We start from the raw sequence: 24032 nt of genomic DNA, 5'->3' as shown, positions 1-24032 counted from the left end.
ACCAGCCGGGTGATCTACTCGGGCACCTGTTCGGTGTCCGGGCGGATGTCGATCCGCCAGCCGGTGAGCCGGGCGGCGAGGCGGGCGTTCTGTCCCTCTTTGCCGATCGCCAGCGACAGCTGGTAGTCCGGCACGGTCACCCGGGCGGACCGGGACGCCAGGTCCACGACCTCGACCTTGGAGACCCGGGCCGGGGACAGCGCGTTCGCCACCATCTCGGCCGGGTCGTCCGACCAGTCGACGATGTCGATCTTCTCGCCGTTCAGCTCGCCCATGACGTTGCGGACCCGGCCGCCCATGGGGCCGATGCAGGCGCCCTTGGCGTTCAGACCCGAACGGGTGGAGCGGACCGCGATCTTCGTACGGTGACCAGCCTCGCGGGCGATGGCGGCGATCTCGACCGACCCGTCGGCGATCTCCGGCACCTCCAGGGCGAAGAGCTTCTTCACCAGGTTCGGGTGCGTACGGGACAGGGTCACGGACGGACCCCGGACACCCTTCGCCACCCGTACGACGTACGACCGCAGCCGCAGCCCGTGCGGGTAGGTCTCGCCGGGGACCTGCTCCTGCACCGGCAGGATGGCCTCCAGCTTGCCGATGTCGACGAGCACATTCTTCGGGTCGCGGCCCTGCTGGACCACACCGGTGACGATGTCGCCCTCGCGGCCGGCGTACTCGCCGAGCGTGGCGTCGTCCTCGGCGTCGCGCAGGCGCTGCAGGATCACCTGCTTGGCGGTGGTGGCGGCGATCCGCCCGAAGTCCGACGGGGTGTCGTCGAACTCGCGCGCCTCCTGCCCCTCCTCCAGGTCCTCGGGGTCCTCCTTCGCCCACACGGTCACGTGTCCGGTGCCCCGGTCGAGCACCACGCGCGCGTGGCGGCGGCTTCCCTCGGTGCGGTGGTAGGCGATGAGGAGGGCCGACTCGATCGCCCCGACCAGCAGGTCGAAGGAGATCTCCTTCTCCCGAACCAAGCCCCGCAGGGCGCTCATGTCGATGTCCACGGCTACGCCTCCTCCTCTTCCGTCATGTCCTTCTTGTCCTTGCGGTTGAACTCGACCTGCACACGCGCCGTGCCGATCTCGGCGAACCCGAGTCTGCGGGCGGTGGCCTTGCGGCCCTTGACGCCGGGCACCTCAAGGTCGAGGCCCTCGTCGTCGACGTCCAGGATCCTGGCGACCAGCTCCCCGTCCTCGGCCAGCTGGAACCGCACCAGGCGGTCCACGGCACGCAGGTAGTGGCGGTGCTCCGTGAGCTGGCGCTCCGCGCCGGGGGTGCCGACCTCCAGGGTGTACTCCCCCTCGCCCATCGCGTCCGTCTCGTCCAGCCTCGCCGAGAGCTCACGGCTCACATCGGCGATCTGGTCCAGGTCCGCCCCCGCGTCGGAGTCGACGACGACACGCAGCACGCGCTTGCGTCCGACGGAGTCCACGGCGATCTCTTCGAGATCCAGTCCCTGGGAGGTGACGAGCGGTTCCAGGAGCTCTCGCAGCCTCTCGCTCTGGGTGGTGCTCATCCGGGTGACTCCTCGGCCGCGTGTGCTGTTGTGGGATGGATCGCGCGTCTGGTCAAAGGGTATCGGGTCGCGGGGGGTGTTGCGTCCGGGTGCCTGCGGTGGGGGGAGCCGGGCGCCCGTGGGGGTGGGGCTGTGGTGTTCGGGCGGGTGCGGGTGGTTTGTGGCTGGTCGCGCCCACGCGGCAGAGCCGCATATGGATACAGCCCCGCGCCCCTTGAGGGGGTTATCGCGGGGGGCGTCGAGGCGGTGACGTCAGTTACGGGGGTACGCAGGTACCGTGATCACGGCGGAGTGCACGTCCGCCCGTGTGTTCGTACGAGCCCCCTTGAGGACGTCTGCCGTGTCGTTCCCCTCGCTGTTGCGAAGAAGGAGCCTGATCGTTTCGGTGGCCTCGGCCACCGTGCTGGTGGGCTGCTCCGCTGATCCGGACTCCGCCACGAGCGGTGGGAGTCCGTCGGTGTCCGAGCGGGCACGCGCGCGTGCGGCGCGGGACAGCCGGGGGCTGCTGCGGCAGTACGACGCCGTCCTCGCCGCCCATCCGCGGCTCGCGGAGCGGTTGCGGCCGTTGCGGGCGGAGGTGGCGGCGCATGCGGCGGCGTTCGAGGAGGGCACGGCCACGGCGACCGGCTCGGCGTCGGCCACGGCGACCGGCTCGGCGTCCCCGTCGGCCTCGTCGACCGTGCCCGCCGACGAGAAGGCCGCGCTGGCCTCACTGGCCGCCGCCGAGCGGAGCCTCGCCGACCTGCGGGCCAAGGCGCTGCTCGACGTGCCGGGCGAGCTGGCGCGGCTGCTGGCCGGGGTGGCGGCGGCCGGCGCCGGGCACGCGTACCTGCTGACGAAGGGGGACCGGTGAGCGACGAGGAGAAGACGGGCCTGCTCGATGCGCTCCAGGCGGCGCTGGCGGCCGAGCACGCGGCGGTGTACGGCTACGGCGTCGTCGGCGGCCGGATCGGCGGGCAGCGGCTGACCGAGGCGCGCTCGGCGTACGACGCGCACCGGGCCCGCCGGGACGCCCTGGTGCGCGAGGTGCGGGACCTGGGCGGTGCGCCCGTCGCCGCGAGCGCGGCGTACGCGCTGCCGTTCGCCGTCACGGACCCGGCGACGGCGGTACGACTCGCCGCCGAGCTGGAGGAGCGGGTGGCCGACGTGTACTCCGACCTGGTCCGGGCGTCCTCCGGCGAGCGGCGCGGCTCGGCGGCCGGGGCGCTGCGGGAGGCCGCGGTGCGGGCGGTGGGCTGGAGCGGGGAGAGCGTAGCCTTCCCTGGGCTCGCCGAGCGGGCGGGTTCCGGAGCGGCGGCCGGTGGATCGGCCTCGCCCTCGGCTTCGGTTTCGGTTTCGGCTTCGGCCTCGGCCTCGGCTTCAGTGACTCCTTAGAGCTGGAAAGGAACGACTCGCGTATGGCTTTCGAACCGCCGCGGCGCCTGGTGAGGGCGCTCGGTGAGACGGCGCCGGACGGTGACGAGTGGCTGGAGAAGCTGCCGGAGGCGGTGGAACAGGCCGTCGCGCTACGCGAGTTGACCGTCGAGCGGGTGCAGGTGCCGGGCGGGCGCAGCAGTGTGGTGCTGCTCGTGCGGCGGGCGGACGACACTCCTGCCGTGCTGAAGCTGGCGCCGCGGCGGGCGAGGCCGGAGAGCGAGGCGGCGGCGCTGGCGCACTGGGGCGGGCTCGGTTCGGTGCAGGTGCTGGAGGCCGACGGGGCCGCGGGGGTGCTGCTCCTGGAGCGGCTGCATCCGGAGGTCTCGGTGCGGTCGCTGCCCGAGGCGAAGGCGCTGCTGGAGGCGGCGGGGACGCTTCGGCGGCTCTGGGTGCCGCCGCCGGAGGAGCACGTCTTCGAGACGGTGGCCGAGCGGACGGGGCGGCAGGCCGCGGCGATGGCCCGGGCGGCCGGCGACGCCGAGGTGGCGCCGTTGGTGGCGGCGGCGGTCGCGGCCCGGGAGGAACTGCTGGCCGCGCCGCCCGAGCCGCGGCTGCTGCACGGCACGTTCCGGCAGAGCAAGGTGCTGGCCGGGGAGCGGATGCCGTGGCTGGCGGTGGGGCCGGATCCGGTGGTCGGGGACTGCGCGTTCGATCTGGCCCGACTGGTGCGGGACCGGGTGGAGGACCTGATCGCGTCCCCCTCCGGGGCATCGATCACCCGGCGCCGGATCAAGCGGCTCGCGGAGTCCTTGGAGGTCGACCAGGAGCGGCTGCGGGGGTGGACGCTGTTCCGGGCGGTGGAGTCGGGTGTGCGGGCCCTTCGGGTGGGTCGGCCGAGGGATGCGGAGCTGTTGCTTGAATTCGCCGGGTGGGTTTGACGTTTTCGGGTGCGGGTTCGGTGGGGGCTGGTCGCGCCCACGCGGCGGAGCCGCATATCAGATACAGCCCCGCGCCCCTTTCGGGGCGCTCAGCCTTCCCTCAGTTTCAAGGCCAGGACCGGACAGTCCGCCGCCGCTCTGCGGGCTCGTTTCCTCGTCCGCGGGGGTATGGGACGGCCGTCGACCAGCGGGTAGCCCCATTCGTCGAGGGTGATGTGCTCGGGGAGCAGTTCGGCGCACAGGCCGTGGCCCTGGCAGGACGTCCAGTCGATGGTGATGTGCTGGTCCATGTCAGATCCCTTCCGCCGGTACGGGGAGCAGCGGGGTGTGGTCGGTCGCGGTGCAGCGGCCGTGGGCGTGGGCGTCGAGTTCGGTCGCGAAGGTGGTGAGCGCGCTGCGGACCAGGCGGATCGTGCCGTCGGGGTGGTGGCAGGCGCCTCTGCCCTCCACCAGGCCCGCCCAGCGGGAGATGTCCGTGCGGGTGGTGCCCTGGGGGCCGGGGGTGGCCAGGGTCTGGAAGGCCGTGGCGATGCGCGGGAGGCCGTTGAGGCAGGGGCCGCACTGGCCCGCCGACTGCAGCGCCAAGTAGCGGAGGACGCGGGCGGTTTCGGCCGGGCCGCAGCGGTCGGCGGGCAGGGCGGCCAGTACACCTGCGCCCAAGTACGCGGAGGAGAGCGGGACCTGGGCGGCCTCGGCGGCCGGGATCCAGGTGCCGTGGTAGCCGCCGATCAGGGCCGCGGACGCACCTTCCAGAGGGAGGAGGCGGCCGACGGACATGCCGAACGGGGCTTCCACGACCCGGACTTCGCGGCCCGGCGCGTGCACGGTGCAGAGGGTGCTGCCCGGTTCGGCGGGGGTGCCTGCCGAACGGAACCAGGCGGCGCCGTAGCGGGCGATCAGCGCCAGGTGGGCCAGGGTCTCGACGTTCTGGACCAGGGTGGGGGCACGGCGCACCCCGCGTTCGCGGACCGGCGGGACCGGGTGGGTGGGGCGGGCGGGGCCGCCGGAGAGGTACTGGACGAGGGCCGAGGCCTGGCCGGAGAGGAAGCGCGCGGGGAGGCGTACGACCTGCACGCGTACCGGGTCGTGGCGCTGGGCGAGGGCCGACTCCAGGTAGGAGGCGCCGTCCTCGACGGCGAGGTACGCCTCCCCCGCGCCGATCGCCTCGGCCGCCAACTGCAGTCCGTCCAGGACCAGATGGGGTGACAGCCGGAGCAGCGTCCGGTCCTTGTGGCTGGCCGGCTCGCTCTCCGCGCCGTTCGCGACGACGACCGGTGCGCGCTCGGCGCGGCGGGCCGCGTCGGCGACCGCGACGAACTTCCGGTAGGCCGGGAAGCCCGCCCCGCCGCGTCCGGTGAGCCCGGATTCGGCCAGGGTGCGCAGCAGGGCCGCCGGGTCGCCGTACGCGAGCGGGCCGTAGCGCTGTTCGTGCGTGGTGAGGTCGGCCGGGGTGCCGCCGGGGGCCAGCAGGCGCGGGGACATGTAGACGTCGGTGAAGAGCGTGGTCATCAGTGGGCCCCTTCGGTGTGCAGCAGTGCGGCGGGGGTCTGGCGGGCGGCTCGGACGGCCTGCGCGGTGCGCAGGGCGAAGGCGGTGACCACCGTCGCGACGCAGGCCACGGTCAGCCAGGTCATCCAGTCGGTGCCGGCGTCCGTGCCGATGCCGATGCCGTGCACCAGGGCGACCGGCCAGGAGGCGTACGCCAGCCAGTGCACGGCCCGCCAGGTGCGGTGGCCGAGGCGGTCGCGGAGGAGGCTGGTGACGAGGACCGCGAGCATCAGGTCGAAGGCGACCGTGCCGAGGCCGAGCCAGAGCGGCTGGTAGTCGGAGACGAAGGGGACGAGAGCGTCCAGCACCGTGATGTTCACGTAGCCGTCGACGATCGCGGTGGTGATGTGCAGGGCCAGGAACGCGGTGGCGGAGAGGGAGAGCGTGCGGTGCAGGCTCATGGTGCCGAACCGCGGCAGGCCCGGGAGGCGGGTGCGGAGGCGGACGGCAATGCCGAGGAGGACGACCACGGTGAACAGGACCAGGCAGACGGCGCCGGTGGCCCGGTTGGCGTACCAGAGGGTCTCGGAGGTCACGCCGCCGCCTCCAGTGCCGCGAGGGGGGCGGGCCACCCGGGCGTGGTGACGACCGTGCCGTTGTGCGCCACCAGGCGGGCCGGCAGGCCGAGGCGGGTCAGCCAGCGTTCCGCACCCGCGCCCTTGACCAGGGCCGCCGTGGTCGCCGCGTTGGCGTCCGCGCAGTCGGCCGCGGCCACCGAGACCGTGCGCCACGGGGAGCGGACCGGCAGTCCGGTGCGCGGGTCGACGATGTGGTGCAGGTCGTAGCCGCCGCGCTGCCAGCGGCGGGCGCCGGTGCCGGAGGTGGCGAGGCCGCCGGAGCGCAGCCCGACGGTGTCGTACGACCCCTGCGCGGGCGTCTCCTCCACCGGTCCGGTGATGTCCTGGACGCGGATCTGCCAGCCGCCCGCCGGTGGCTCGCCGGCGACGGCGGTGTCGCCGCCGAGGCTCACCAGCACTCCGCAGCCGGCCGTGTCGGCCAGCATGCGGGCGGCCCGGTCGGCGGCCCAGGCCTTGGCCGTCGCGCCCAGGTCGAGGCGGACGCCCTCGGGGACGGTGACCGTGCCGGTCGCCGGGTCCAGACCGACCTTGCGCCAGCCCGGGGCGCGACGCACCCGCAGGGAGACCGGGCGGTCGTCCTCGCGGACGAGGGTGAAGTCGCGGTCGTACCCGATCGCGTCCATCGCCGAGCCGACGGTCGGATCCACCGCGCCGTCCGTCGCCCCGGCCGCGCGCAGCGCCACGGCGAGGGCCTCGGCGAGGAGCGGGCTGACCCGGACCGGGCGGCCCTGGGCGGTGTCGAGGGCGGCCAGTTCGGAGTCGGTGCGGAACCTGCTGCAGGCCGCGTCGACCTCGGCGAGCTGCCGGGCGAGGAGCAGGTTGCAGGAGTCCAGCAGGGCAGGATCGGTGACGACCAGGCGGACGGTGGTGCCGAGGGCCCGCCACTCGGCGGCGGCCGTCGGGCGCGGGGCGAGGGCGGCGGTCATGACGCCCCCGAGGTGGAGTCGGTGGAGCCGCCGCCGGAGGTGAGGCCGTCGGAGGAGGACTGGAGGTCCGAGGACGACGACGAGGAGGAACTGGACGAGCTGGAGGAGCTGGACGAGCTGGAGGAGTCGGTCGACTGGGAGGACGAGGAACTGTCCGTGCCCGAGGCCGAGTCGGAGCCGCTTGCGGAGCTGCTGGAGCTCGACGTCGTACCGCTGCCGCTGCTCGCCGTCGTCTCGGCATCGGACTGCATCGTGCCGACCAGGGCGAACACCCCGGCCGCCGCGGCGAGCGTGACCGCCGCCGCCAGGGCCGCCGTGCGCCGGGTCCCCCGGCGGACCGCCGCGGCCGCACCCTTTTCCCGCCGGTCCCCCGGCTCCCTGCCTTGCACTCTCTCGGTCATGACCGATCCCCTCCTGCGTGACTCTCTGTCACGCATTACGTTCGGGTATCGGCCTGAGAGAAGTCTGTGAGGCTCCCATACGGAGCGGAAGAACTGTCTGAGACGTTTCTGAAAAGCCGCGGCGGGAGTTGAGGCTCAGTTCGCGGTCAGGCGGGCGATCGCCTCGTCCACCGTGAGCTCCTCGCGCTCGCCCGTCTTGCGGTCCTTGAGCTCCAGGACGCCCTCGCCGGAGCGGCGGCCCGCGACCAGGATCTGGGGCACACCGATCAGCTCGGCGTCGGTGAACTTCACGCCCGGGGAGACCCCGGCCCGGTCGTCGACCAGGACGCGCAGCCCGGCCGCCCGCAGCTTCTCCGAGACGTCCAGGGCGAGTTCGGTCTGCAGGGCCTTGCCGGCCGCGACGACGTGCACGTCGGCCGGGGCCACCTCGCGCGACCAGACCAGGCCGTGCTCGTCGGCGGTCTGCTCGGCGAGGGCGGCGACGGCGCGGGAGACCCCGATGCCGTAGGAGCCCATGGTCACGCGGACCGGCTTGCCGTTCTGGCCGAGGACGTCGAGCTTGAGCGCGTTGGTGTACTTCTGGCCCAGCTGGAAGATGTGGCCGATCTCGATGGCGCGGTCCAGCTTCAGGCCGGTGCCGCACTTCGGGCAGGGGTCGCCCTCCAGCACGACGACGACGTCGACGTACTCGTCGACGGTGAAGTCACGGTCCGCCACGACGTTCTTGGCGTGCGTGCCCGCCTTGTTGGCGCCGGTGATCCAGGCCGTGCCGGGGGCGATGCGCGGGTCGGCGACGTACTTCACCTTCTCGCCGAGGCCCTGCGGACCGACGTAACCGCGGACCAGGTCCGGACGGCCCGCGAAGTCGGACTCGGTCACCAGCTCCACGGCGGCCGGGGCGAAGTGCTCCTCGACCTTGCCCATGTCGACCTCGCGGTCGCCCGGTACGCCCACGGCCACGATCTCGCCGTCGACCTTCACCAGCAGGTTCTTCAGGGTGGCGGAGGCCGGGACGCCGAGGTACGCGGCGAGGGTCTCGATGGTCGGGGTGTCCGGAGTGGGGATCTCCTCCAGCGCGGGCACGTCGGAGGCGTCCACCGCCTTCAGCGTGTACGTGATCGCCTCGGTGTTGGCCGCGAAGTCGCAGTTCGGGCAGTCGGCGAAGGTGTCCTCGCCGGCCTCGGCCGGGGCCAGGAACTCCTCCGACTTCGAACCGCCCATCGCACCGGCGGTGGCGGCGACGATGCGGTAGTCGAGGCCGAGGCGCTCGAAGATCCGCCGGTAGGCCTCGCGGTGCAGGGCGTACGACGTGGCGAGGCCGTCCTCGTCCAGGTCGAAGGAGTAGGAGTCCTTCATCAGGAACTCGCGGCCGCGCAGGATGCCGGCCCGCGGACGGGCCTCGTCCCGGTACTTGTTCTGGATCTGGTAGAGGATGACCGGCAGGTCCTTGTAGGAGGACGCCTGGTCCTTCACCAGCAGGGTGAAGATCTCCTCGTGGGTCGGGCCGAGGAGGTAGTCGCCGCCCTTGCGGTCCTGGAGGCGGAACAGCTCCTGGCCGTACTCGTCCCAGCGGCCGGTCGCCTCGTACGGCTCCCGGGGCAGGAGGGCCGGGAGCAGCACCTCCTGGGCGCCGATCGCGTCCATCTCCTCGCGGACGACCCGCTCGATGTTGGACAGCACCTTCAGGCCGAGCGGCAGCCAGGACCAGATACCGGCCGCCGTACGGCGGACGTAGCCGGCGCGGACGAGGAGCTTGTGGCTGAGGACCTCGGCGTCCGCCGGGTCGTCACGCAGCGTCTTCGCCATCAACTGGGACATGCGTTGGACCGGTGCGTTCGCCATGGTTCTCGTACTCCTGCCGGAAAAGGGTGATGGCTAGGAGGTTAGCCGGGCACGCTGTGCCGGTGGAAATCGGTCGGCGGCGACGGGTCACTTACGGCGGAGCGGCAGGGGCGCGCCCATCACGGCGTACGGCTTCGGAGCGCTGGGGAAGTTGACCCGGCGGGCCAGGTCGACGTAGCCGAGGGAGTGGTAGAGGCCGCGGGCCGGGCTGTCGGTGTCGATCGCGGAGAGGATCGAACGGGGCTCGGCGGCACCGTCGGTGATGAGCGTGATCAGGCGCCGGCCGATACCCCGGTTCTGATGGTGGGGGTGCACGTGCAACTCGGTGATCACGAAGGAGTCGTCGAGCCAGTCGGCGTTGCCCTGGGCGCGGAGGTAGGGCTCCACGACGGTGGACCACCAGTGGGTGCGGGAGTTCGGCATGCCGTAGACGAACCCGACGAGGTGCCCCTCGCTGGTGGCGCCGAGAGCCCTCGCCCCCGGGTACTGCATGTGGCGCAGGACGATCTGGCGGCGGACGGCTACCTCGTCGGGGCCCAGGCCGAAGGCAATCGCTTGGACTGCCAGGGCCTCGTCCACGTGGGAGGGGAGGTCCAAGGGGCCGATCACGAGCGTCATGTGGGGAGGGTACAGGTGGGTTCCGGTTGTCGTCCGAGTGCGGGCTCGACGTGGTTGCTCGCGCAGTTCCTCCCCCAGCCTTCGGCCGGGGGGACCCCCAGCGCCCCTGGGGCGCGCATTGCCCTTGACGCCTGTCAGAAGAGAACCGTCAGAACAGCACGCTCATGAAGGCTCCGACCTCCTGGAAGCCCACCCTCAGGTACGTCCGTCGCGCCGCTGTGTTGAAGTCGTTGACGTACAGGCTCACCACGGGAGCCACGTCGGCCAGGGCATACCGCAGGACCGCCGCCATGCCGGGGGCCGCCATGCCCATGCCCCGGTATTCGGGGGCGACCCACACCCCCTGGATCTGGCAGGCCTCGGACGTCGCCGCGCCGATCTCCGCCTTGAAGACGACCTTGCCGCTGTCGTCGAGCCGGGCGAACGAGCGGCCGGAGCCGACGAGTTCCGCGACCCTCGCCTGGTAGAGGAGACCGCCGTCGCCGGCCATCGGGGAGACGCCCACCTCCTCGGTGAACATCGCCACGCACGCCGGCATGATCGCCTCCATCTCGTCCTTGCGGATGCGGCGGACGTACGGATCCGGGGCGATGTCGGCGGGCATCCGGTCGGTGACCATCAGGGGCTGGTGGGCACGGACCTCGCGGGCCGGACCCCAGTGCGGTTCCAGGAGGCGCCACAGCTGGGCGGTGGCCTCGGCAGGGCCGACGATCGAGGAGCAGCGGCGGCCGGCCCGGCGGGCCCGGTCGGCGAAGGCACGGATCGCGCGCGGGGTGGCGCAGATCGGGACCAGGTTGGCGCCTGCGTAGCAGAGGGACGTGAGCATGCCGTCCTCGTACCAGCCCCACATCTCGCCGCCGAGGCGCCAGGGGTCGAGTCCGGCCACCTGGACGCGCGAGGTCACGAAGGCGTTCGTGACCGGCTCGCGGTCGAGTACGGCGAGCGCTGCGTCCAGGTCACTCGGTTCGAGTACCCGTGAGGTGGTCTGCGTCAACACGTGCGGGGCCTCACGCCGGGGGCTTCTGCTTGATCTCCGCACTGTACCTGCGGAAGCTTGGCCGCGCCGCCCCGTGCGCTGTGAAGTGGCCGTCGCCAGGGGTTCCGTCCCTGGGGGCTGCCGCCCCCAGCCCCCCGCATCGGCCTCCGGCCTCGTCCTCAAACGCCGGACGGGCCGAGACTTTCAGCCCCTCCGGCGTTTGAGGAGCGGGGTCCAGGGGCGGAGCCCCTGGGCGGGGGTGTCAGGGGCTGCGCCTCTTGAGGATGGGACGGGTAGGGGCGGCGGGGGCGAAGAACCCTCCCGCAGCCGGCCTCAGCCCGCCACCGACACCGTCGGCTCGCCCGACTCCGTGCCCGCCGCCTCCATCTGCTCGGCCAGCTTCATGGCCTCCTCGATGAGGGTCTCCACGATCTTGGACTCGGGGACCGTCTTGATGACCTCGCCCTTGACGAAGATCTGGCCCTTGCCGTTGCCGGAGGCGACGCCGAGGTCGGCCTCGCGGGCCTCGCCGGGGCCGTTCACCACGCAGCCCATGACGGCGACCCGGAGCGGGACCTCCATGCCGGTGAGGCCCGCGGTGACCTCTTCGGCGAGCTTGTAGACGTCGACCTGGGCGCGGCCGCAGGACGGGCAGGAGACGATCTCCAGGCCGCGCTGCTTGAGGTTGAGGGACTCCAGGATCTGGTTGCCGACCTTGACCTCCTCCACCGGCGGCGCGGAGAGCGAGACGCGGATGGTGTCGCCGATGCCCTGGGAGAGGAGTGCACCGAAGGCGACGGCCGACTTGATGGTGCCCTGGAAGGCCGGGCCCGCCTCCGTCACACCGAGGTGGAGCGGGTAGTCGCACTGCGCGGCCAACTGCCGGTACGCCTCGATCATCACGACCGGGTCGTTGTGCTTGACCGAGATCTTGATCTCCCGGAAGTCGTGCTCCTCGAAGAGGGACGCCTCCCACAGGGCCGACTCGACCAGGGCCTCCGGGGTCGCCTTGCCGTACTTCTGGAGCAGGCGACGGTCCAGGGAGCCGGCGTTGACGCCGATGCGGATCGGGGTGCCGTGGTCCTTCGCGGCGGCCGCGATCTCCTTGACCTTGTCGTCGAACTGCTTGATGTTGCCCGGGTTGACGCGGACCGCGGCGCAGCCGGCCTCGATCGCGGCGAAGACGTACTTCGGCTGGAAGTGGATGTCCGCGATGACGGGGATCTGGGACTTCTTCGCGATGGTGGCGAGCGCGTCGGCGTCGTCCTGGGTGGGGCAGGCCACCCGCACGATCTGGCAGCCGGACGCGGTCAGCTCGGCGATCTGCTGGAGCGTCGCGCCGATGTCGGACGTACGGGTCGTGGTCATCGACTGGACCGAGACCGGGGCGTCTCCGCCGACCGCCACGGAGCCGACCTGGATCTGCCGGCTCTTCCGGCGCTCGGCGAGCTTGGTCGGAACGGACGGCATGCCGAGAGAAATCGCAGTCATCTGCTGTGCAACCCCAAGTCGTGGATCTAGGTCCAGGTCCCGTCGTAAGCGGGTTCCAGGCTTCGAGATTACGGCACCGGCACAGGAGCGAGCACATCCCCCACCCGTAAACCCACTCAATGGAAGCGGCCCGGAACACAGTGTTCCGGGCCGCGTCGAACGTCGTGTGGCTAGGAGATTTTCACCGGGTTAACCACGTCGGCCACCAGGACGAGCAACGTGAAGCAGATGAAGACCCCGGCCACCACATAGGCCACCGGCATCAGCTTCGCCACGTCGAACGGGCCGGGGTCCGGGCGGCGCAGTACCTTGGCCAGGCTCCGGCGCAGCGACTCCCACAGGGCGCCCGCGATGTGGCCGCCGTCGAGCGGGAGCAGCGGGAGCATGTTGAAGAGGAACAGGGAGAGGTTGAAGCCGGCCACCAGCATCAGCGCCATGGCCAGCTGCTCGGTGGGCGGGATGTCCAGAGTGAAGATCTCGCCGCCGACGCGCGCCGCGCCGACCACGCCCATCGGGGAGTCCGGCTGGCGGGGGGCGCCGTCGAAGGCCGCGTCCCACAGGGCCGGGATCTTGCCGGGCAGGCTCGCGATGGAGTCGACGGCCTCGCCGAGGCGGTCGCCCATCCAGGTCACCGAGTCGCCGAAGTCCTGGCGGACGATGCCGGTGGCGGCGCTGAAGCCGAGGAAGCCGGCGGTGACGTACTGGCCCTGGACGATCTGGCCGCTGGAGTCCTTCTTGGCGACCTGGTTGGTGGCGATCGTCGCGTGCAGGGTGACGTCCTGGCCCTTGCGGTCGACGACGATCGCGACCTCCTTGCCGGGGGTGGACCGGATCAGGTCGGAGAGCTGGTTCCAGCTGGTCGTCTGCACCCCGTTGAAGGAGAGGATCTTGTCGCCGGCCTTGAGGCCCGCGGCGGCGGCCGGGGCGGCGGCGTCGGTGTTCTTGCAGGTGTCGCGGTTCTCGCTCTGCGCGATCACGCACTGGGAGACCGAGCTGACGGTGGTGGTCTGCTGGCTGATGCCGAAGCCCATCAGGACGGTGAGGAAGAGCGCGACGGCGAGGATCAGGTTCATGAAGGGGCCCGCGAACATCACGATCACGCGCTTCCAGGGGGCGCGCGTGTAGAAGAGGCGGGTCTCGTCGCCGGGCTGCAGCTCTTCGAAGGCGGCCGAGCGGGCGTCCTCGATCATGCTGCGCCAGGGTGAGGTGGAGCGGGCGGTGACCCGGCCGTCGGCGCCCGGCGGGAACATACCGATCATGCGGATGTAGCCGCCCAGCGGGACGGCCTTGATGCCGTACTCCGTGTCACCCTTGCGCCGCGACCAGATGGTCGGGCCGAAGCCGACCATGTACTGCGGGACGCGGATGCCGAAGAGCTTGGCGGTGGAGAGATGCCCCAGCTCGTGCCAGGCGATCGAGACCAGCAGGCCGATCACGAAGACGACTATGCCGAGGATCATCATCAGGGCTGTCATGCACGCGCCTCCGCGGTCGCCTTCTGCACTGTCAGTTCCCGGGCCCGGACCCGTGCCCAGGTCTCCGCTTCGAGGACGTCCGGCACGGTCAGTGAAGTTCCCGTACGAGGGGTGCCGTGTTCCTCGACCACCCGCGTCACGGTCTCCATGATGCCGTTGAAAGGCAGCAGACCGGCACGGAAGGCCTCGACGCATTCCTCGTTGGCCGCATTGAACACCGCCGGCGCGGTGCCCGCGAGCTCACCGACGTGCCGGGCCAGGTTCACGGACGGGAAGGCCTCGTTGTCCAGCGGGAAGAACTCCCAGGTGGAGGCCTTGCTCCAGTCGAAGGCGGGCGCCGCGTCCGGGACCCGTTCGGGCCAGCCGAGACCGATGGCGATCGGCCCCCGCATGTCGGGGGGCGTCGCCTGCGCGATCGTGGATCCGTCCGTGAACTCGACCATCGAGTGGACATACGACTGCGGATGCACGACCACCTCAATGCGGTCGAAGGGAATGTCGTAGAGGAGGTGCGCCTCGATGACTTCCAGCCCCTTGTTGACCAGGGTCGCGGAGTTGATCGTGATGACCGGTCCCATCGCCCAGGTGGGGTGGGCGAGCGCGTCCTCGACGGTGACGTGCGCCAGGTCGGCCTTGGTACGGCCGCGGAAGGGCCCGCCGGACGCCGTGACGACGAGCTTGCGGACGTCGGCCCGGGTCCCTGCCGCCAGCGACTGGAAGAGCGCCGCGTGCTCGGAGTCGACCGGGATGATCTGGCCGGGCTTCGCCAGCGCCTTGACCAGCGGGCCGCCGACGATCAGCGACTCCTTGTTGGCGAGCGCGAGGGTGCGGCCCGCCTCCAGGGCGGCGAGGGTGGGCGCGAGGCCGATGGAGCCGGTGATGCCGTTGAGGACGGTGTGGCAGTCGGAGGCGGCGACCTCGGTGGCCGCGTCGGGTCCGGCGAGGATCTCGGGGAGCGGCTCACCGGGGCCGTGGAGCGCCGTGAGCGCCTCGCGCAGCGCCGGTACGACGTCCTCGCGGGCGACCGCGACGGTCCGCACCCGCAGCCGGTGCGCCTGCTCGGCGAGGAGCGGGACCCGGCCGCCGTGGGCGGACAGGGCGGTGACCCGGAAGCGGTCGGGGTTGCGCAGGACGAGGTCGATGGCCTGGGTGCCGATGGATCCGGTGGAGCCGAGGATCACCACGTCCTTCGGGCCGTCGCCCACGAGCGGGTCGTACACGAGGTGCGGGTCGGCGAGGGGTGCCGGACTGGCGGGACTGTCGGTCATCCCCCCATTGTGGCCGCATCCGGTGGCCGGGAGGACAGCGCGTCCCTCACGCGGGTGCCTTATCAGTTCTTGGTGCCGTATGGAGCGGAATTCCCTTTGTGAGGTTCACGTGAAGATCATGTGATAACACTTCTGTCGGGTCGGCAGGGATGGCCGACCCGACCGGACGACATCCTGGGGGGATCTCTCCATGCGTACTCTGCGCATACGTGCTGCCCTGCCCGCGCTCGCGGGTGCCGCACTGCTCACCGGCACCCTGCTCAGCACCCCGGCCCAGGCGGCCGGGGGCGTGACCATCTACCACGTCTGGTTCGACAGCCCGGGCACCGACAACCGCTCCAACGCCAGCCTCAACGCCGAGTGGGTGCAGATCAAGAACACCGGTGGCTCGGCCGTCTCGCTCAAGGGCTGGGTCCTGAAGGACGTCTCCAACCACCGGTACGTCTTCAAGAACATCAAGATCGGCGCCCACAAGACGATGAAGGTGCACACCGGCAGCGGCACGGACACCGCGTCGAACAAGTACCAGAACCGCCGCGCCTACGTGTGGAACAACACCAGCGACACGGCGACGCTGACCAAGGCGAGCGGCGCCAAGGTCGACTCCTGCTCCTGGACGACACGGGATCCGAGCGACAAGTACTGCTGAATCGCTACTTCAGCAACCTCGTTCGAGGCGGCCCCGCTGACGGGGTCTCACTTGAAGGGGCGGCGGACGTTGTCCCGCCGGGACGGTCCGGGGGTCGCGTCGGCGATCCACGGGCCCTCGCCCGACGGGTCGACGATCCCCTGCTCCAGCCATTCGAAGGAGCCGCCGAGCACGCCCTTGACGACCTTGCGGTCCAGGTCGTCGGTGTTCGACCAGAGGCGGTTGAACAGCTCGTCGACGCGGATGCGGGCCTGCCGGCAGAACGCGTCGGCGAGCAGGTAGGCCTCGCGGCCGTGGTCGCCCTGGCTGCGCAGCAGTTCGGCGCGCACGCAGGCCGCGCTCATCGCGAACAGCTCGGCGCCGATGTCCACGACCCGGCCCAGGAAGCCCTGCTTGGTCTCCATCCGGCCCTGCCAGCGGGACATGGCGTAGAAGGTGGACCGGGCCAGCTTGCGGGCGTGCCGCTCCACGTAGCGCAGGTGCGGGGCGAGGTCCACGCCGTGCTTGAAGTCGCCGTACGACGTGGGGAGCTGGCCCGGGCCCGCGACCAGCTTCGGCAGCCACTTGGCGTAGAACACGCCCGCGTTGGCGCCCGCCCTCGCCTTGTCCTGGAGGGACTTGTCGGGGTCGATGAGGTCGCCGGCGACCGAGAGGTGGGCGTCGACGGCCTCGCGCGCGATCAGCAGGTGCATGATCTCGGTGGAGCCCTCGAAGATGCGGTTGATGCGCAGGTCGCGCAGGAGCTGTTCGGCGGGGACGGCACGTTCGCCGCGGGCCGCCAGCGACTCGGCCGTCTCGAAGCCGCGGCCGCCGCGGATCTGGACCAGCTCGTCCGCCATCAGGCAGGCCATCTCGGAGCCGTAGAGCTTGGCGAGGGCGGCCTCGATACGGATGTCGTTGCGGTTCTCGTCGGCCATCTGGGAGGACAGGTCGACGACCGCCTCCAGGGCGAAGGTGGTCGCCGCGATGAAGCTGATCTTGGAGCCGACGGCCTCGTGCAGCGCGACCGGCTTGCCCCACTGCTCGCGGACCGCCGACCACTCGCGGGCGATCTTCAGACACCACTTGCCGGCGCCCACGCACATCGCGGGGAGCGAGAGCCGCCCGGTGTTGAGGGTGGTGAGCGCGATCTTGAGGCCCGCGCCCTCGGCGCCGATGCGGTTGGCGGCGGGGACCCGGACCTGGTGGAAGCGGGTGACGCCGTTCTCGATGCCGCGCAGGCCCATGAAGGCGTTGCGGTTCTCGACGGTGATGCCGGGCGAGTCCGCCTCGACGACGAAGGCTGTGATGCCGCCCTTGCTGTCCTCGGTCTTCGGGACGCGGGCCATGACGACCAGGAGGTCGGCGACCACGCCGTTGGTGGTCCAGAGCTTCACGCCGTCGAGGACGTAGTCGTCCCCGTCCGGTACGGCGGTGGTGGCGAGGCGGGCCGGGTCCGAGCCGACGTCCGGCTCGGTGAGCAGGAACGCGGAGATGTCGGTGCGGGCGCAGCGCGGCAGGAAGGCGTCCTTCTGCTGCTGGGTGCCGAAGATCTTCAGCGGCTGCGGCACGCCGATCGACTGGTGGGCGGAGAGCAGCGCGCCGACCGCCGGGTTGGCGGAGCCGACCAGGGAGAGGGCCCGGTTGTAGTAGACCTGGGTGAGGCCGAGGCCGCCGTACTTGGTGTCGATCTTCATGCCGAGGGCGCCGAGCTCCTTGAGGCCGGCGATCACCTCGTCCGGGATGCGCGCCTCGCGCTCGATGAGCGCCGAGTCGATCTTCGTCTCGCAGAACTCGTGCAGCCGGGCGAGGAACTCCTCGCCGCGTTGCACGTCCTCGTCCGCCGGGAGCGGATGCGGGTGGATGAGGTCGAGCCGGAGGCGCCCGAGGAACAGTTCCTTGGCGAAGCTGGGCTTGCGCCAGTCCTGTTCCCGGGCGGCCTCCGCCACCTGGCGGGCCTCCCGCTCGGTGACGGTGGGTTTCTTGGCGGTGGGGGCGGACATTGAGGCTCACCTCGCCACAAAAGGGGTTATTGAGGACCGTTCGTTACCGACCAGTGCTACTGGATCGTTGGTACCCGAAACGGGCCGCCCCCACCAGTCCTCGCGGTCCGATCGGCTGACGGGCCGGCCGGCGCGACACCCTTCTCGGCCGATCGCGACGCGCTTCTCAGCCGATCGCGACGCGCTTCTCAGCCGATGTCGACGGAGTAGGACTGGGTGTCCAGCCGCCCCGAGCCCTTGAAGACCTCGGTGCCGGCCTCGATGCCGGAGAGGTACTTGTCGTTGCTCAGCAGCTTGCGGCGGACCAGGGCCTGGGTGAAGTCGTCGATGTTCAGCGTGGCGCTCGTGGTGTTGGCCCGGCGCACGAAGGAGTAGACGTTCCAGCCGATGTCGCCCTGGTAGATGTCCCACATCGCGCCGCCGAGGCTGACGCTGCCGTACTTGGTGCCGAGCGGGCCGGCGCCGCCCTGGCGGTCGAGCCAGATCATGATCTCGTCGGTGGGCTGGTCCTGCCAGTCCGCGGTGTTCTTGGCGTGCAGCCAGAGGTCGTAGGCCACGTCCAGGGTTCCGGGGCTGGAGCTGAGGGTGAAGTTCCACCTGGTGGTGACCTTCTTGCGGTCGCCGACCCGGATCGGCAGGCCGGTGGCCGCCTTGTCGACCTTCCAGCCCCAGTGCCAGCCGAGGACCGTGCTGGCGTACGACTTGACGTCCGAGTCCGTACCCTTGCTGTTGTTCGCCCAGGTGTAGGACGTCCCCCAGGAGACGGTCGAGCCCGACGCGGAGTTGTCCCAGACGCACTGGGTGCCGGTTCCCTTGTCCTGCCCCCAGAGGTTGTTGTTCACGTAATACTTGCCGAGCGTGACGGTGTCGAAGGCGGTGCACTTCTTGCTCGACTCGCCGGCCTGCGCCACGGTCACGCCCGCGGCGGCGGTGAGCGCGACCGAGGCGGCCAGCAGCGTCTTCGCCGTCTTGGACAGGCGCGGTCTGCGGTGTTGCATCGGGGGTCCTTCCGGGGGACGGTTCGTGGTACGACCCGTCGGACGGCCGTACGACCTTCTTGTGGCCGCCGCCCCCTGGAAAGGTTGCCGAGGCCGTCCCGGCAATTCGCTGTCGAAGCGCTTCGACAGACTATGGACACCCACCCGCACTGAAGCTACTGTCGAACCACCCTCACTCGCCCCTGTCAGCAATGCGCACTGTCGAAGCGCTTCACAAAGCTTGGAGAGCCGGATGGTCACCCTCGCCGAGGTCGCCCAGCACGCCGGAGTCTCGGCGAGCACGGTGAGCTATGTCCTCAGCGGCAAGCGGTCCATCTCCACCACCACCCGGCAGCGGGTCGAGCAGAGCATCCGGGAGCTGGGCTACCACCCGAACGCGGGCGCACGCGCCCTGGCCAGCAGCCGGTCGAACATCATCGCGCTGATGATCCCGCTGCGTACGGACATGTACGTGCCGGTGATGATGGAGATCGCGATCGCGGTGGCCACCACGGCCCGTCTGCACGGCTACGACGTGCTGCTGCTCACCGGCGAGGAGGGCCCGGACGCGGTCCGCCGGGTCACCGGCAGCGGACTGGCCGACGCCATGATCCTGATGGACGTGGAGCTGGAGGACGAACGGCTGCCGCTGCTCCGGCAGACCGACCAGCCCTCCGTGCTCATCGGCCTGCCCGCCTCCACCTCGGGGCTGACCTGCGTCGATCTCGACTTCGGGGCGACCGGGGCGCTGTGTGTGGAGCACCTCGCGAAGCTCGGCCACCGCGACATCGCCGTCATCGGCGAGGCCCCGGCCGTGTACGAGCGGCACACCGGTTTCGCCGAGCGCACCCTGGACGGACTCCGGTCCCGGGCCCGGGAGTTGGGCCTCAGGGTGCTGCACCGGCCGTGCGAGGGCGGGTACGACGCGATGGCCGCCACGCTGGCCCGGGTCTTCGACGAGCGCCCGGGCACCACGGGCTTCGTCGTCCAGAACGAGTCCGCGGTGGAGCCGTTGCTCGCGCTCCTGCGCCAGCAGGGCCGGGCCGTGCCGGAGGACGTGTCCGTGGTCGCGATCTGCCCGGACCAGGTCGCCGTCCAGGCCTCGGTGCGGCTGACCTCGGTCGCCATCCCCGCGCAGGAGATGGGCCGGTACGCCGTGGAGCACCTGGTCGCCAAGCTGGACGGCCGGGGCAGTGACGAAGTCGTGCTGATCGCACCCGAGTTGACGGTACGGGCGAGCACGGGACCGGCGTCCGCCGGGGCCTGACCCCCTCTTGCAGTGCCCTGCTGTTCCGGGGCACCCCTGTGTCTGCACTCCTCTGTCTGCACTCCTCCAGGAGCCGTGACGTGAATCAGCCTGCCGAAATCCAGTCCGCGGAAAGCCCGCCCAAGGTCAGCCTCGCGCAGTCCTCCCCCACCGTCGGCAGCTTCCGCGAGCGGGACGGTGCCCTGGAGTGGAGCGGCCGCCAGGAGACGCTGCGGATCGAGCCGTGGGGGCCGGACGCGGTCCGGGTCCGCGCCCGGCTCGGCGGGCCGATCCTCGAAGGCCTGCCGGGGGCCCTGCTCGACGAACCGCCCGCCACCGGGTCGACCGTCAAGATCGGTGACGGCGAAGGGCAGTTGACGGTCGGGGACCTGACCGTCGAGGTGTCCGCCGAGGGCCTGGTCCGGTTCCTGCGCACCGACGACCGCTCGGAGGTGCTGGCCGAGGAGCGCGCCCACTTCTGGTGGCCCGGCTCGCGCCTGTACACCGCGGTCGGCAACGGCCACCACCGCCTGGAGCAGCGGTTCGCCGCCTACGAGGGCGAGAAGCTGTTCGGCCTGGGCCAGCACCAGCACGGGCGTCTCGACCAGAAGGGCCTGGTCCTGGACCTGGTCCAGCGCAACGCCGAGGTCTCGGTCCCGGTCCTGGTCTCCAGCCGCGGCTACACCCTGCTCTGGAACAACCCGGCGATCGGCCGCGTCGAACTGGCCGGCAACGGCACCCGCTGGGTGGCCGACTCGGCCCGCCAGCTCGACTACTGGATCACCGTCGGCACCCCGGCCGACGGGCAGCGCAACTACAGTGCGGTGAGCGGCCGTTCGCCGATGCTGCCGGAGTGGGCGGCGGGCTTCTGGCAGTGCAAGCTGCGCTACCGCACCCAGGACGAACTCCTCGCCGTGGCCCGCGAGTACAAGCGCCGCAGGCTGCCCATCTCGGCGATCGTCTGCGACTTCTTCCACTGGACGCACCTGGGCGACTGGAAGTTCGACCTCGAGGAGTGGCCGGACCCGGCCGCGATGGTCCGCGAACTCGACGAGCTCGGCATCAAGCTGGTGGTGAGCGTCTGGCCGTCGGTGTCCCCGCTGAGCGAGAACCACCCGGTGATGGAGCAGCGCGGCTACTTCATCGGCACCCAGTACGGCCCGACGGCGCACGCCGACTGGCCGGACAAGGGGGTGGCGTCGACCGTCCAGGTGGCGTTCTACGACGCCACCAACCCGGACGCCCGGGAGTTCGTGTGGTCGAAGGTGAAGGAGAACTACCTCGACCCGTACGGCATCACGGCCTTCTGGCTGGACGCCTGCGAGCCCGAGCTGAAGCCGGGATTCCAGGAGAACCTGCGCTACTGGACGGGCCCCGGCCTGGAGGTCGGCAACAGCTACCCCGCCGAGAACGCCCGGACCTTCCACGAGGGCCTGCGGGAGCGGGGCGAGGAGGTCGTCACCCTCAACCGTTCGGCGTGGGCGGGCAGCCAGCGCTACGGCGCCGCGCTCTGGTCCGGCGACATCGGCACCGACTTCACGGCCCTGCGCCAGCAGATCGCGGCCGGCCTCAACACGGCCCTGTCCGGCATCCCCTGGTGGAACACCGACATCGGCGGCTTCCACGGCGGCGACCCGGACGACCCGGCCTACCGCGAGGTGATGGTCCGCTGGTTCCAGTTCGGCGCGCTCTCCCCGCTGATGCGCCTGCACGGCTTCCGCGACCCGGGCATGGCGCTGGGCCCCGACATGACCGGCGGCCCGAACGAGGTGTGGTCGTACGGCGAGGAGGCCGGCGCCATCCTGGAGAAGTACCTGCGGCTGCGCGAGCGCCTGAAGCCGTACGTCCTGCAGGTCATGCGGGAGGCCCACGAGCAGGGCCTGCCGGTGCTGCGGCCGCTGTTCCTGGAGTTTCCCGAGGACCAGGCGTGCTGGGCGGTCGACGACGCCTACCTCTTCGGCCGGGACCTCCTGGTGGCGCCGGTGCTGACGGCGGGCGCCACGGCCCGGACGGCGTACCTGCCGGCGGGCGCCCGGTGGACGGACGCGTGGACCGGTGAGTCGTACGAGGGCGGTGCGGCGGTGACGGTGGACGCGCCGCTGGACCGCATCCCGCTGTTCCTGCGCGACGGGGCGGAACTTCCGGTCACGGAGTAGCCCGGCCGGATTGCGACGCCTCCCGTTACCGGCCGGTAAATGTCTCAACTCGTCGGTGTGGTCGGGCAGTTGGAGGGGGTAGTCAGTATCCCCTCCCCTGTCCCCCCACGAAGGGTTCCGTTGCCGTGCCCTCAGGTCCGTTCCCTCTCACGCTCGCCGACCTGCTCCTCAGACCCGGCTTCCGTGCCCGCCGCACGCCGGACCGGGCCTTCGACCGGCTGCTCGACGCGGCCGGGACCGCGGAGGACGACGAGCGGTTCACCGACGACTTCCGTCACCTGCTGCGATGTTGGGCGGGCGCCGAACATCTCACCCCGGTCGGCTGGCTGTCCGCGCGCGGACACGTCGGCCGACATCTCGCCAACCGGGCCCGGATCCGCCGGCTGCTCGCCGAACACCCGGAGATCGAGCGGGAGCCGGTCGAGCGGCCGGTGTTCGTGGTGGGCCTGCCGCGCACCGCCACCACGCTCACCCACGGCATCCTGTCCCTCTCCGCGGACCACCGCTGCCCACTGCTCTGGGAGCTGCTCACCCCCGACCTCGAACTCCCGCCTGAGGAACGGGAGAAGGCGATCACCACCGCTCGCCGCCTGGTCGGCGGCATCAACCTCTTCTCCCCGCGCTTCCGCCACATCCACAACCTGCGCCCCGAAGGCCCGGAGGAGTGCACCTTCGCGCTGCCGCACACGGTGATGCCGCTGTCCCAGGCGGTGATCCCCGAGTACCTGCCCTGGCACGAGACCCACGACTTCGACGCCGACTACCGCTACCTCAAGCAGATCTACCAGGTGCTCCAGTACGGCCGCCCGCGCCGCCGCTGGGTGCTGAAGTCGCCGCTGCACCTGGAGAACCTGGACGCGCTGCGCGCGGTCTTCCCGGACGCCACCATCGTGTGGACGCACCGCGATCCGGCCACCGCCGTGGCCTCGTTCTGCAGCCTGGTCGAGCACGGCATGGCGGTGAACACCCGCCCCCTCGACCTGCACCGGATCGGCGCCACCTGGCTGGAGCTGCTGGCCCGCTCGGCCGCCCGCGGCCTCGCGTCCCGCGCCCGCATCCCCCGCGAGTCCCTCGTCGACGTGCCGTACTCCTGGCTGGGCGCCGACCCGGCCGCGGGCGCCCCGAAGCTCTACGCGGCCGTCGGCGCCCGCTGGACCGAGGCCGACGCGGCCCGCCTCCCGGCCGTCGCCGCCCGCCCCAGGGGGACCCGCGTGCACAGCTACGACCTGGCCCGCTACGGCCTGGCCCGCGCGGACGTCGACGCGGCCTTCGCGGACTACAACGCGCTGCGCGCCGAGGTCGACCGGGCCTGACGGCGCGAGGGGCGGCCCCGCCTCCGGCAGGGCCGCCCCGGTGGCTCAGCTGCTGCTGACGCTCTCGCTGTTGACGGTGAAGTCCAGCCCGCCGGACGAGGACGTGATCTCGAAGCCGAACTGCAGGTCACCGATGGTGACGTTGCCGAACCAGCCCTTGGTGTCCTTGATCCACTTCAGGATCGGCAGGATGTCGACGGTGCCGGAGGTGGAGTTGGAGCTCCGGATGAACGAATAGACGTTGTTCGAGCCGTTGTTGCCCTTGTAGACGGTCCAGGTGTTGCTGCCCAGCGTGAGCGTGCCCTGCGAGGTGCCGAGCGGTCCGACGGCGCCGGTCTTGTTGACCCAGAGCATGATCTCGTTGGCGTATCCGGTGTCCCAGATGTCGTACGACGTGTTGTACGCGCCGGAGGACGGCACGGTCACGTTGTAGCTGCTGGTGAGCGAGGTCAGCGAGGTGATCGTCTTGTTGATCACCTTCTTGGCGTTGGGGTACGACTTGATGCCGCCGGTGTTGGGGTGGTTGGCGTTGACGCCCCAGTTGGTGCCGGAGTTGGCCCAGATGCACTGGGTGCCGGCGCCGGAGCCCCAGATGTTGTTGTAGAGGGTGTAGCCGTTCAGCGTGGTGTTGCCCCACTGGTCGCAGGAGCTCCAGACGGCGGCCGAGGCGGGGGCGGAGGCGAGTCCGACGGTGGCGCCGAGCGCGAGCGCGGGGGCGATCAGGGCCTTGGCGACCCTGCCGAGCGTGCGTGTTGCCATGGTGTCCCTTCCATGGGTGG

General features: G+C 71.3%; 23 protein-coding genes. 7 read left to right on the top strand and 16 right to left on the bottom strand.

Annotated elements, in window-relative coordinates; genetic code table 11:
• Nucleotides 1-14 precede the first annotated feature (14 nt).
• Both nusA and rimP read right to left on the bottom strand, forming a co-directional pair.
• On the bottom strand, nucleotides 15-1001 hold the full coding sequence (gene nusA / locus ACFWPQ_RS37700; protein ID WP_384045228.1) for a transcription termination factor NusA: 987 nt from the start codon (nucleotides 999-1001) through the stop codon (nucleotides 15-17).
• A gap of 2 nt (nucleotides 1002-1003) precedes the next feature.
• Complete coding sequence (rimP, locus tag ACFWPQ_RS37695) at nucleotides 1004-1513, bottom strand: ribosome maturation factor RimP (protein WP_361304882.1); 510 nt, start codon at nucleotides 1511-1513, stop codon at nucleotides 1004-1006.
• Nucleotides 1514-1889: 376 nt separating this feature from the next.
• On the opposite strand from rimP, the gene ACFWPQ_RS37690 reads away from it, so the two are divergent.
• Genes ACFWPQ_RS37690 through ACFWPQ_RS37680 form a run of 3 tightly spaced genes read left to right on the top strand, consistent with a single transcriptional unit; the run spans nucleotide 1890 to nucleotide 3807 of the window.
• Entirely contained in the window at nucleotides 1890-2366 is a 477-nt protein-coding gene (locus tag ACFWPQ_RS37690) for a hypothetical protein (protein ID WP_384045276.1), read from the top strand.
• A complete protein-coding gene (locus ACFWPQ_RS37685) occupies nucleotides 2363-2887 on the top strand; it encodes a ferritin-like domain-containing protein (protein ID WP_384045225.1) in 525 nt (174 codons plus the stop codon). Before ACFWPQ_RS37690 ends, ACFWPQ_RS37685 begins: the two co-directional genes overlap by 4 nt.
• 23 nt (nucleotides 2888-2910) lie before the next feature.
• Nucleotides 2911-3807, top strand: coding sequence for an aminoglycoside phosphotransferase family protein (locus ACFWPQ_RS37680; protein WP_384045222.1), 897 nt, complete (start codon nucleotides 2911-2913; stop codon nucleotides 3805-3807).
• Nucleotides 3808-3896: 89 nt separating this feature from the next.
• Here the strand turns inward: ACFWPQ_RS37680 and ACFWPQ_RS37675 are convergent, their stop codons facing one another.
• From ACFWPQ_RS37675 to dxr, 11 genes are all read right to left on the bottom strand, one after another.
• Nucleotides 3897-4097: a ferredoxin gene (locus tag ACFWPQ_RS37675; RefSeq protein ID WP_089098403.1), complete on the bottom strand. Its 201-nt coding sequence runs from the start codon at nucleotides 4095-4097 to the stop codon at nucleotides 3897-3899.
• A 1-nt stretch (nucleotide 4098) separates the two neighbouring features.
• Entirely contained in the window at nucleotides 4099-5316 is a 1218-nt protein-coding gene (locus ACFWPQ_RS37670) for an NADH-ubiquinone oxidoreductase-F iron-sulfur binding region domain-containing protein (RefSeq protein ID WP_384045219.1), read from the bottom strand.
• Nucleotides 5316-5891 (bottom strand): ferric reductase-like transmembrane domain-containing protein, encoded by a 576-nt coding sequence (locus ACFWPQ_RS37665; protein ID WP_384045216.1) that lies wholly within the window; start codon nucleotides 5889-5891, stop codon nucleotides 5316-5318. Before ACFWPQ_RS37665 ends, ACFWPQ_RS37670 begins: the two co-directional genes overlap by 1 nt.
• Complete coding sequence (locus ACFWPQ_RS37660; protein ID WP_384045213.1) at nucleotides 5888-6859, bottom strand: FAD:protein FMN transferase; 972 nt, start codon at nucleotides 6857-6859, stop codon at nucleotides 5888-5890. The genes ACFWPQ_RS37665 and ACFWPQ_RS37660 overlap by 4 nt, the downstream gene beginning before the upstream one ends.
• Entirely contained in the window at nucleotides 6856-7260 is a 405-nt protein-coding gene (locus ACFWPQ_RS37655) for a hypothetical protein (protein ID WP_384045210.1), read from the bottom strand. The genes ACFWPQ_RS37660 and ACFWPQ_RS37655 overlap by 4 nt, the downstream gene beginning before the upstream one ends.
• A 135-nt stretch (nucleotides 7261-7395) precedes the next feature.
• Complete coding sequence (locus tag ACFWPQ_RS37650; protein WP_384045208.1) at nucleotides 7396-9102, bottom strand: proline--tRNA ligase; 1707 nt, start codon at nucleotides 9100-9102, stop codon at nucleotides 7396-7398.
• Nucleotides 9103-9189: 87 nt separating this feature from the next.
• Nucleotides 9190-9720, bottom strand: coding sequence for a GNAT family N-acetyltransferase (locus tag ACFWPQ_RS37645; RefSeq protein WP_384045206.1), 531 nt, complete (start codon nucleotides 9718-9720; stop codon nucleotides 9190-9192).
• Nucleotides 9721-9868: 148 nt separating this feature from the next.
• Nucleotides 9869-10717, bottom strand: coding sequence for a GNAT family N-acetyltransferase (locus tag ACFWPQ_RS37640; protein ID WP_384045204.1), 849 nt, complete (start codon nucleotides 10715-10717; stop codon nucleotides 9869-9871).
• 312 nt (nucleotides 10718-11029) lie between these two features.
• Entirely contained in the window at nucleotides 11030-12187 is a 1158-nt protein-coding gene (ispG, locus tag ACFWPQ_RS37635; RefSeq protein ID WP_384045201.1) for a flavodoxin-dependent (E)-4-hydroxy-3-methylbut-2-enyl-diphosphate synthase, read from the bottom strand.
• A gap of 170 nt (nucleotides 12188-12357) precedes the next feature.
• Nucleotides 12358-13650, bottom strand: a complete 1293-nt coding sequence (locus tag ACFWPQ_RS37630; RefSeq protein ID WP_384045273.1) for a M50 family metallopeptidase — start codon at nucleotides 13648-13650, stop codon at nucleotides 12358-12360.
• 8 nt (nucleotides 13651-13658) lie between these two features.
• A complete protein-coding gene (dxr, locus tag ACFWPQ_RS37625) occupies nucleotides 13659-14930 on the bottom strand; it encodes a 1-deoxy-D-xylulose-5-phosphate reductoisomerase (RefSeq protein WP_384045199.1) in 1272 nt (423 codons plus the stop codon).
• Nucleotides 14931-15120: 190 nt separating this feature from the next.
• On the opposite strand from dxr, the gene ACFWPQ_RS37620 reads away from it, so the two are divergent.
• Nucleotides 15121-15579, top strand: coding sequence for a lamin tail domain-containing protein (locus tag ACFWPQ_RS37620; protein ID WP_384045196.1), 459 nt, complete (start codon nucleotides 15121-15123; stop codon nucleotides 15577-15579).
• 47 nt (nucleotides 15580-15626) lie between these two features.
• Here ACFWPQ_RS37620 and ACFWPQ_RS37615 read toward each other — a convergent pair whose 3' ends face one another.
• Nucleotides 15627-17561: an acyl-CoA dehydrogenase family protein gene (locus tag ACFWPQ_RS37615; protein ID WP_384045193.1), complete on the bottom strand. Its 1935-nt coding sequence runs from the start codon at nucleotides 17559-17561 to the stop codon at nucleotides 15627-15629.
• Between the two features lie 188 nt (nucleotides 17562-17749).
• A complete protein-coding gene (locus ACFWPQ_RS37610) occupies nucleotides 17750-18559 on the bottom strand; it encodes an endo-1,4-beta-glucanase (protein ID WP_384045191.1) in 810 nt (269 codons plus the stop codon).
• 232 nt (nucleotides 18560-18791) lie between these two features.
• On the opposite strand from ACFWPQ_RS37610, the gene ACFWPQ_RS37605 reads away from it, so the two are divergent.
• The 3 genes from ACFWPQ_RS37605 (at nucleotide 18792) to ACFWPQ_RS37595 (ending at nucleotide 23253) form a co-directional block, all read left to right on the top strand.
• On the top strand, nucleotides 18792-19805 hold the full coding sequence (locus ACFWPQ_RS37605; protein ID WP_361304846.1) for a LacI family DNA-binding transcriptional regulator: 1014 nt from the start codon (nucleotides 18792-18794) through the stop codon (nucleotides 19803-19805).
• An 80-nt stretch (nucleotides 19806-19885) separates the two neighbouring features.
• Nucleotides 19886-21940, top strand: coding sequence for a TIM-barrel domain-containing protein (locus ACFWPQ_RS37600; protein ID WP_384045188.1), 2055 nt, complete (start codon nucleotides 19886-19888; stop codon nucleotides 21938-21940).
• A 125-nt stretch (nucleotides 21941-22065) separates the two neighbouring features.
• Complete coding sequence (locus ACFWPQ_RS37595; RefSeq protein WP_384045185.1) at nucleotides 22066-23253, top strand: sulfotransferase family protein; 1188 nt, start codon at nucleotides 22066-22068, stop codon at nucleotides 23251-23253.
• 45 nt (nucleotides 23254-23298) lie between these two features.
• Here ACFWPQ_RS37595 and ACFWPQ_RS37590 read toward each other — a convergent pair whose 3' ends face one another.
• Entirely contained in the window at nucleotides 23299-24012 is a 714-nt protein-coding gene (locus ACFWPQ_RS37590; RefSeq protein ID WP_384045183.1) for a hypothetical protein, read from the bottom strand.
• Nucleotides 24013-24032: the final 20 nt, after the last annotated feature.

It is taken from the genome of Streptomyces sp. NPDC058464, from assembly GCF_042721035.1.
Classification (GTDB): domain Bacteria; phylum Actinomycetota; class Actinomycetes; order Streptomycetales; family Streptomycetaceae; genus Streptomyces.
This window is presented reverse-complemented; position numbering and strand designations above follow the sequence as displayed.

Excerpts from the sequence above, each read along its gene's own strand:
- rimP (WP_361304882.1), bottom strand. The coding sequence starts at position 1,513 with ATGAGCACCACCCAGAGCGAGAGGCTGCGAGAGCTCCTGGAACCGCTC.
- ACFWPQ_RS37680 (WP_384045222.1), top strand. The coding sequence starts at position 2,911 with ATGGCTTTCGAACCGCCGCGGCGCCTGGTGAGGGCGCTCGGTGAGACG.
- ACFWPQ_RS37675 (WP_089098403.1), bottom strand. The coding sequence starts at position 4,097 with ATGGACCAGCACATCACCATCGACTGGACGTCCTGCCAGGGCCACGGC.
- ACFWPQ_RS37670 (WP_384045219.1), bottom strand. The coding sequence starts at position 5,316 with ATGACCACGCTCTTCACCGACGTCTACATGTCCCCGCGCCTGCTGGCC.
- ACFWPQ_RS37660 (WP_384045213.1), bottom strand. The coding sequence starts at position 6,859 with ATGACCGCCGCCCTCGCCCCGCGCCCGACGGCCGCCGCCGAGTGGCGG.
- ACFWPQ_RS37655 (WP_384045210.1), bottom strand. The coding sequence starts at position 7,260 with ATGACCGAGAGAGTGCAAGGCAGGGAGCCGGGGGACCGGCGGGAAAAG.
- ACFWPQ_RS37650 (WP_384045208.1), bottom strand. The coding sequence starts at position 9,102 with ATGGCGAACGCACCGGTCCAACGCATGTCCCAGTTGATGGCGAAGACG.
- ACFWPQ_RS37645 (WP_384045206.1), bottom strand. The coding sequence starts at position 9,720 with ATGACGCTCGTGATCGGCCCCTTGGACCTCCCCTCCCACGTGGACGAG.
- ispG (WP_384045201.1), bottom strand. The coding sequence starts at position 12,187 with ATGACTGCGATTTCTCTCGGCATGCCGTCCGTTCCGACCAAGCTCGCC.
- ACFWPQ_RS37630 (WP_384045273.1), bottom strand. The coding sequence starts at position 13,650 with ATGATGATCCTCGGCATAGTCGTCTTCGTGATCGGCCTGCTGGTCTCG.
- dxr (WP_384045199.1), bottom strand. The coding sequence starts at position 14,930 with ATGACCGACAGTCCCGCCAGTCCGGCACCCCTCGCCGACCCGCACCTC.
- ACFWPQ_RS37620 (WP_384045196.1), top strand. The coding sequence starts at position 15,121 with ATGCGTACTCTGCGCATACGTGCTGCCCTGCCCGCGCTCGCGGGTGCC.
- ACFWPQ_RS37615 (WP_384045193.1), bottom strand. The coding sequence starts at position 17,561 with ATGTCCGCCCCCACCGCCAAGAAACCCACCGTCACCGAGCGGGAGGCC.
- ACFWPQ_RS37610 (WP_384045191.1), bottom strand. The coding sequence starts at position 18,559 with ATGCAACACCGCAGACCGCGCCTGTCCAAGACGGCGAAGACGCTGCTG.
- ACFWPQ_RS37605 (WP_361304846.1), top strand. The coding sequence starts at position 18,792 with ATGGTCACCCTCGCCGAGGTCGCCCAGCACGCCGGAGTCTCGGCGAGC.
- ACFWPQ_RS37590 (WP_384045183.1), bottom strand. The coding sequence starts at position 24,012 with ATGGCAACACGCACGCTCGGCAGGGTCGCCAAGGCCCTGATCGCCCCC.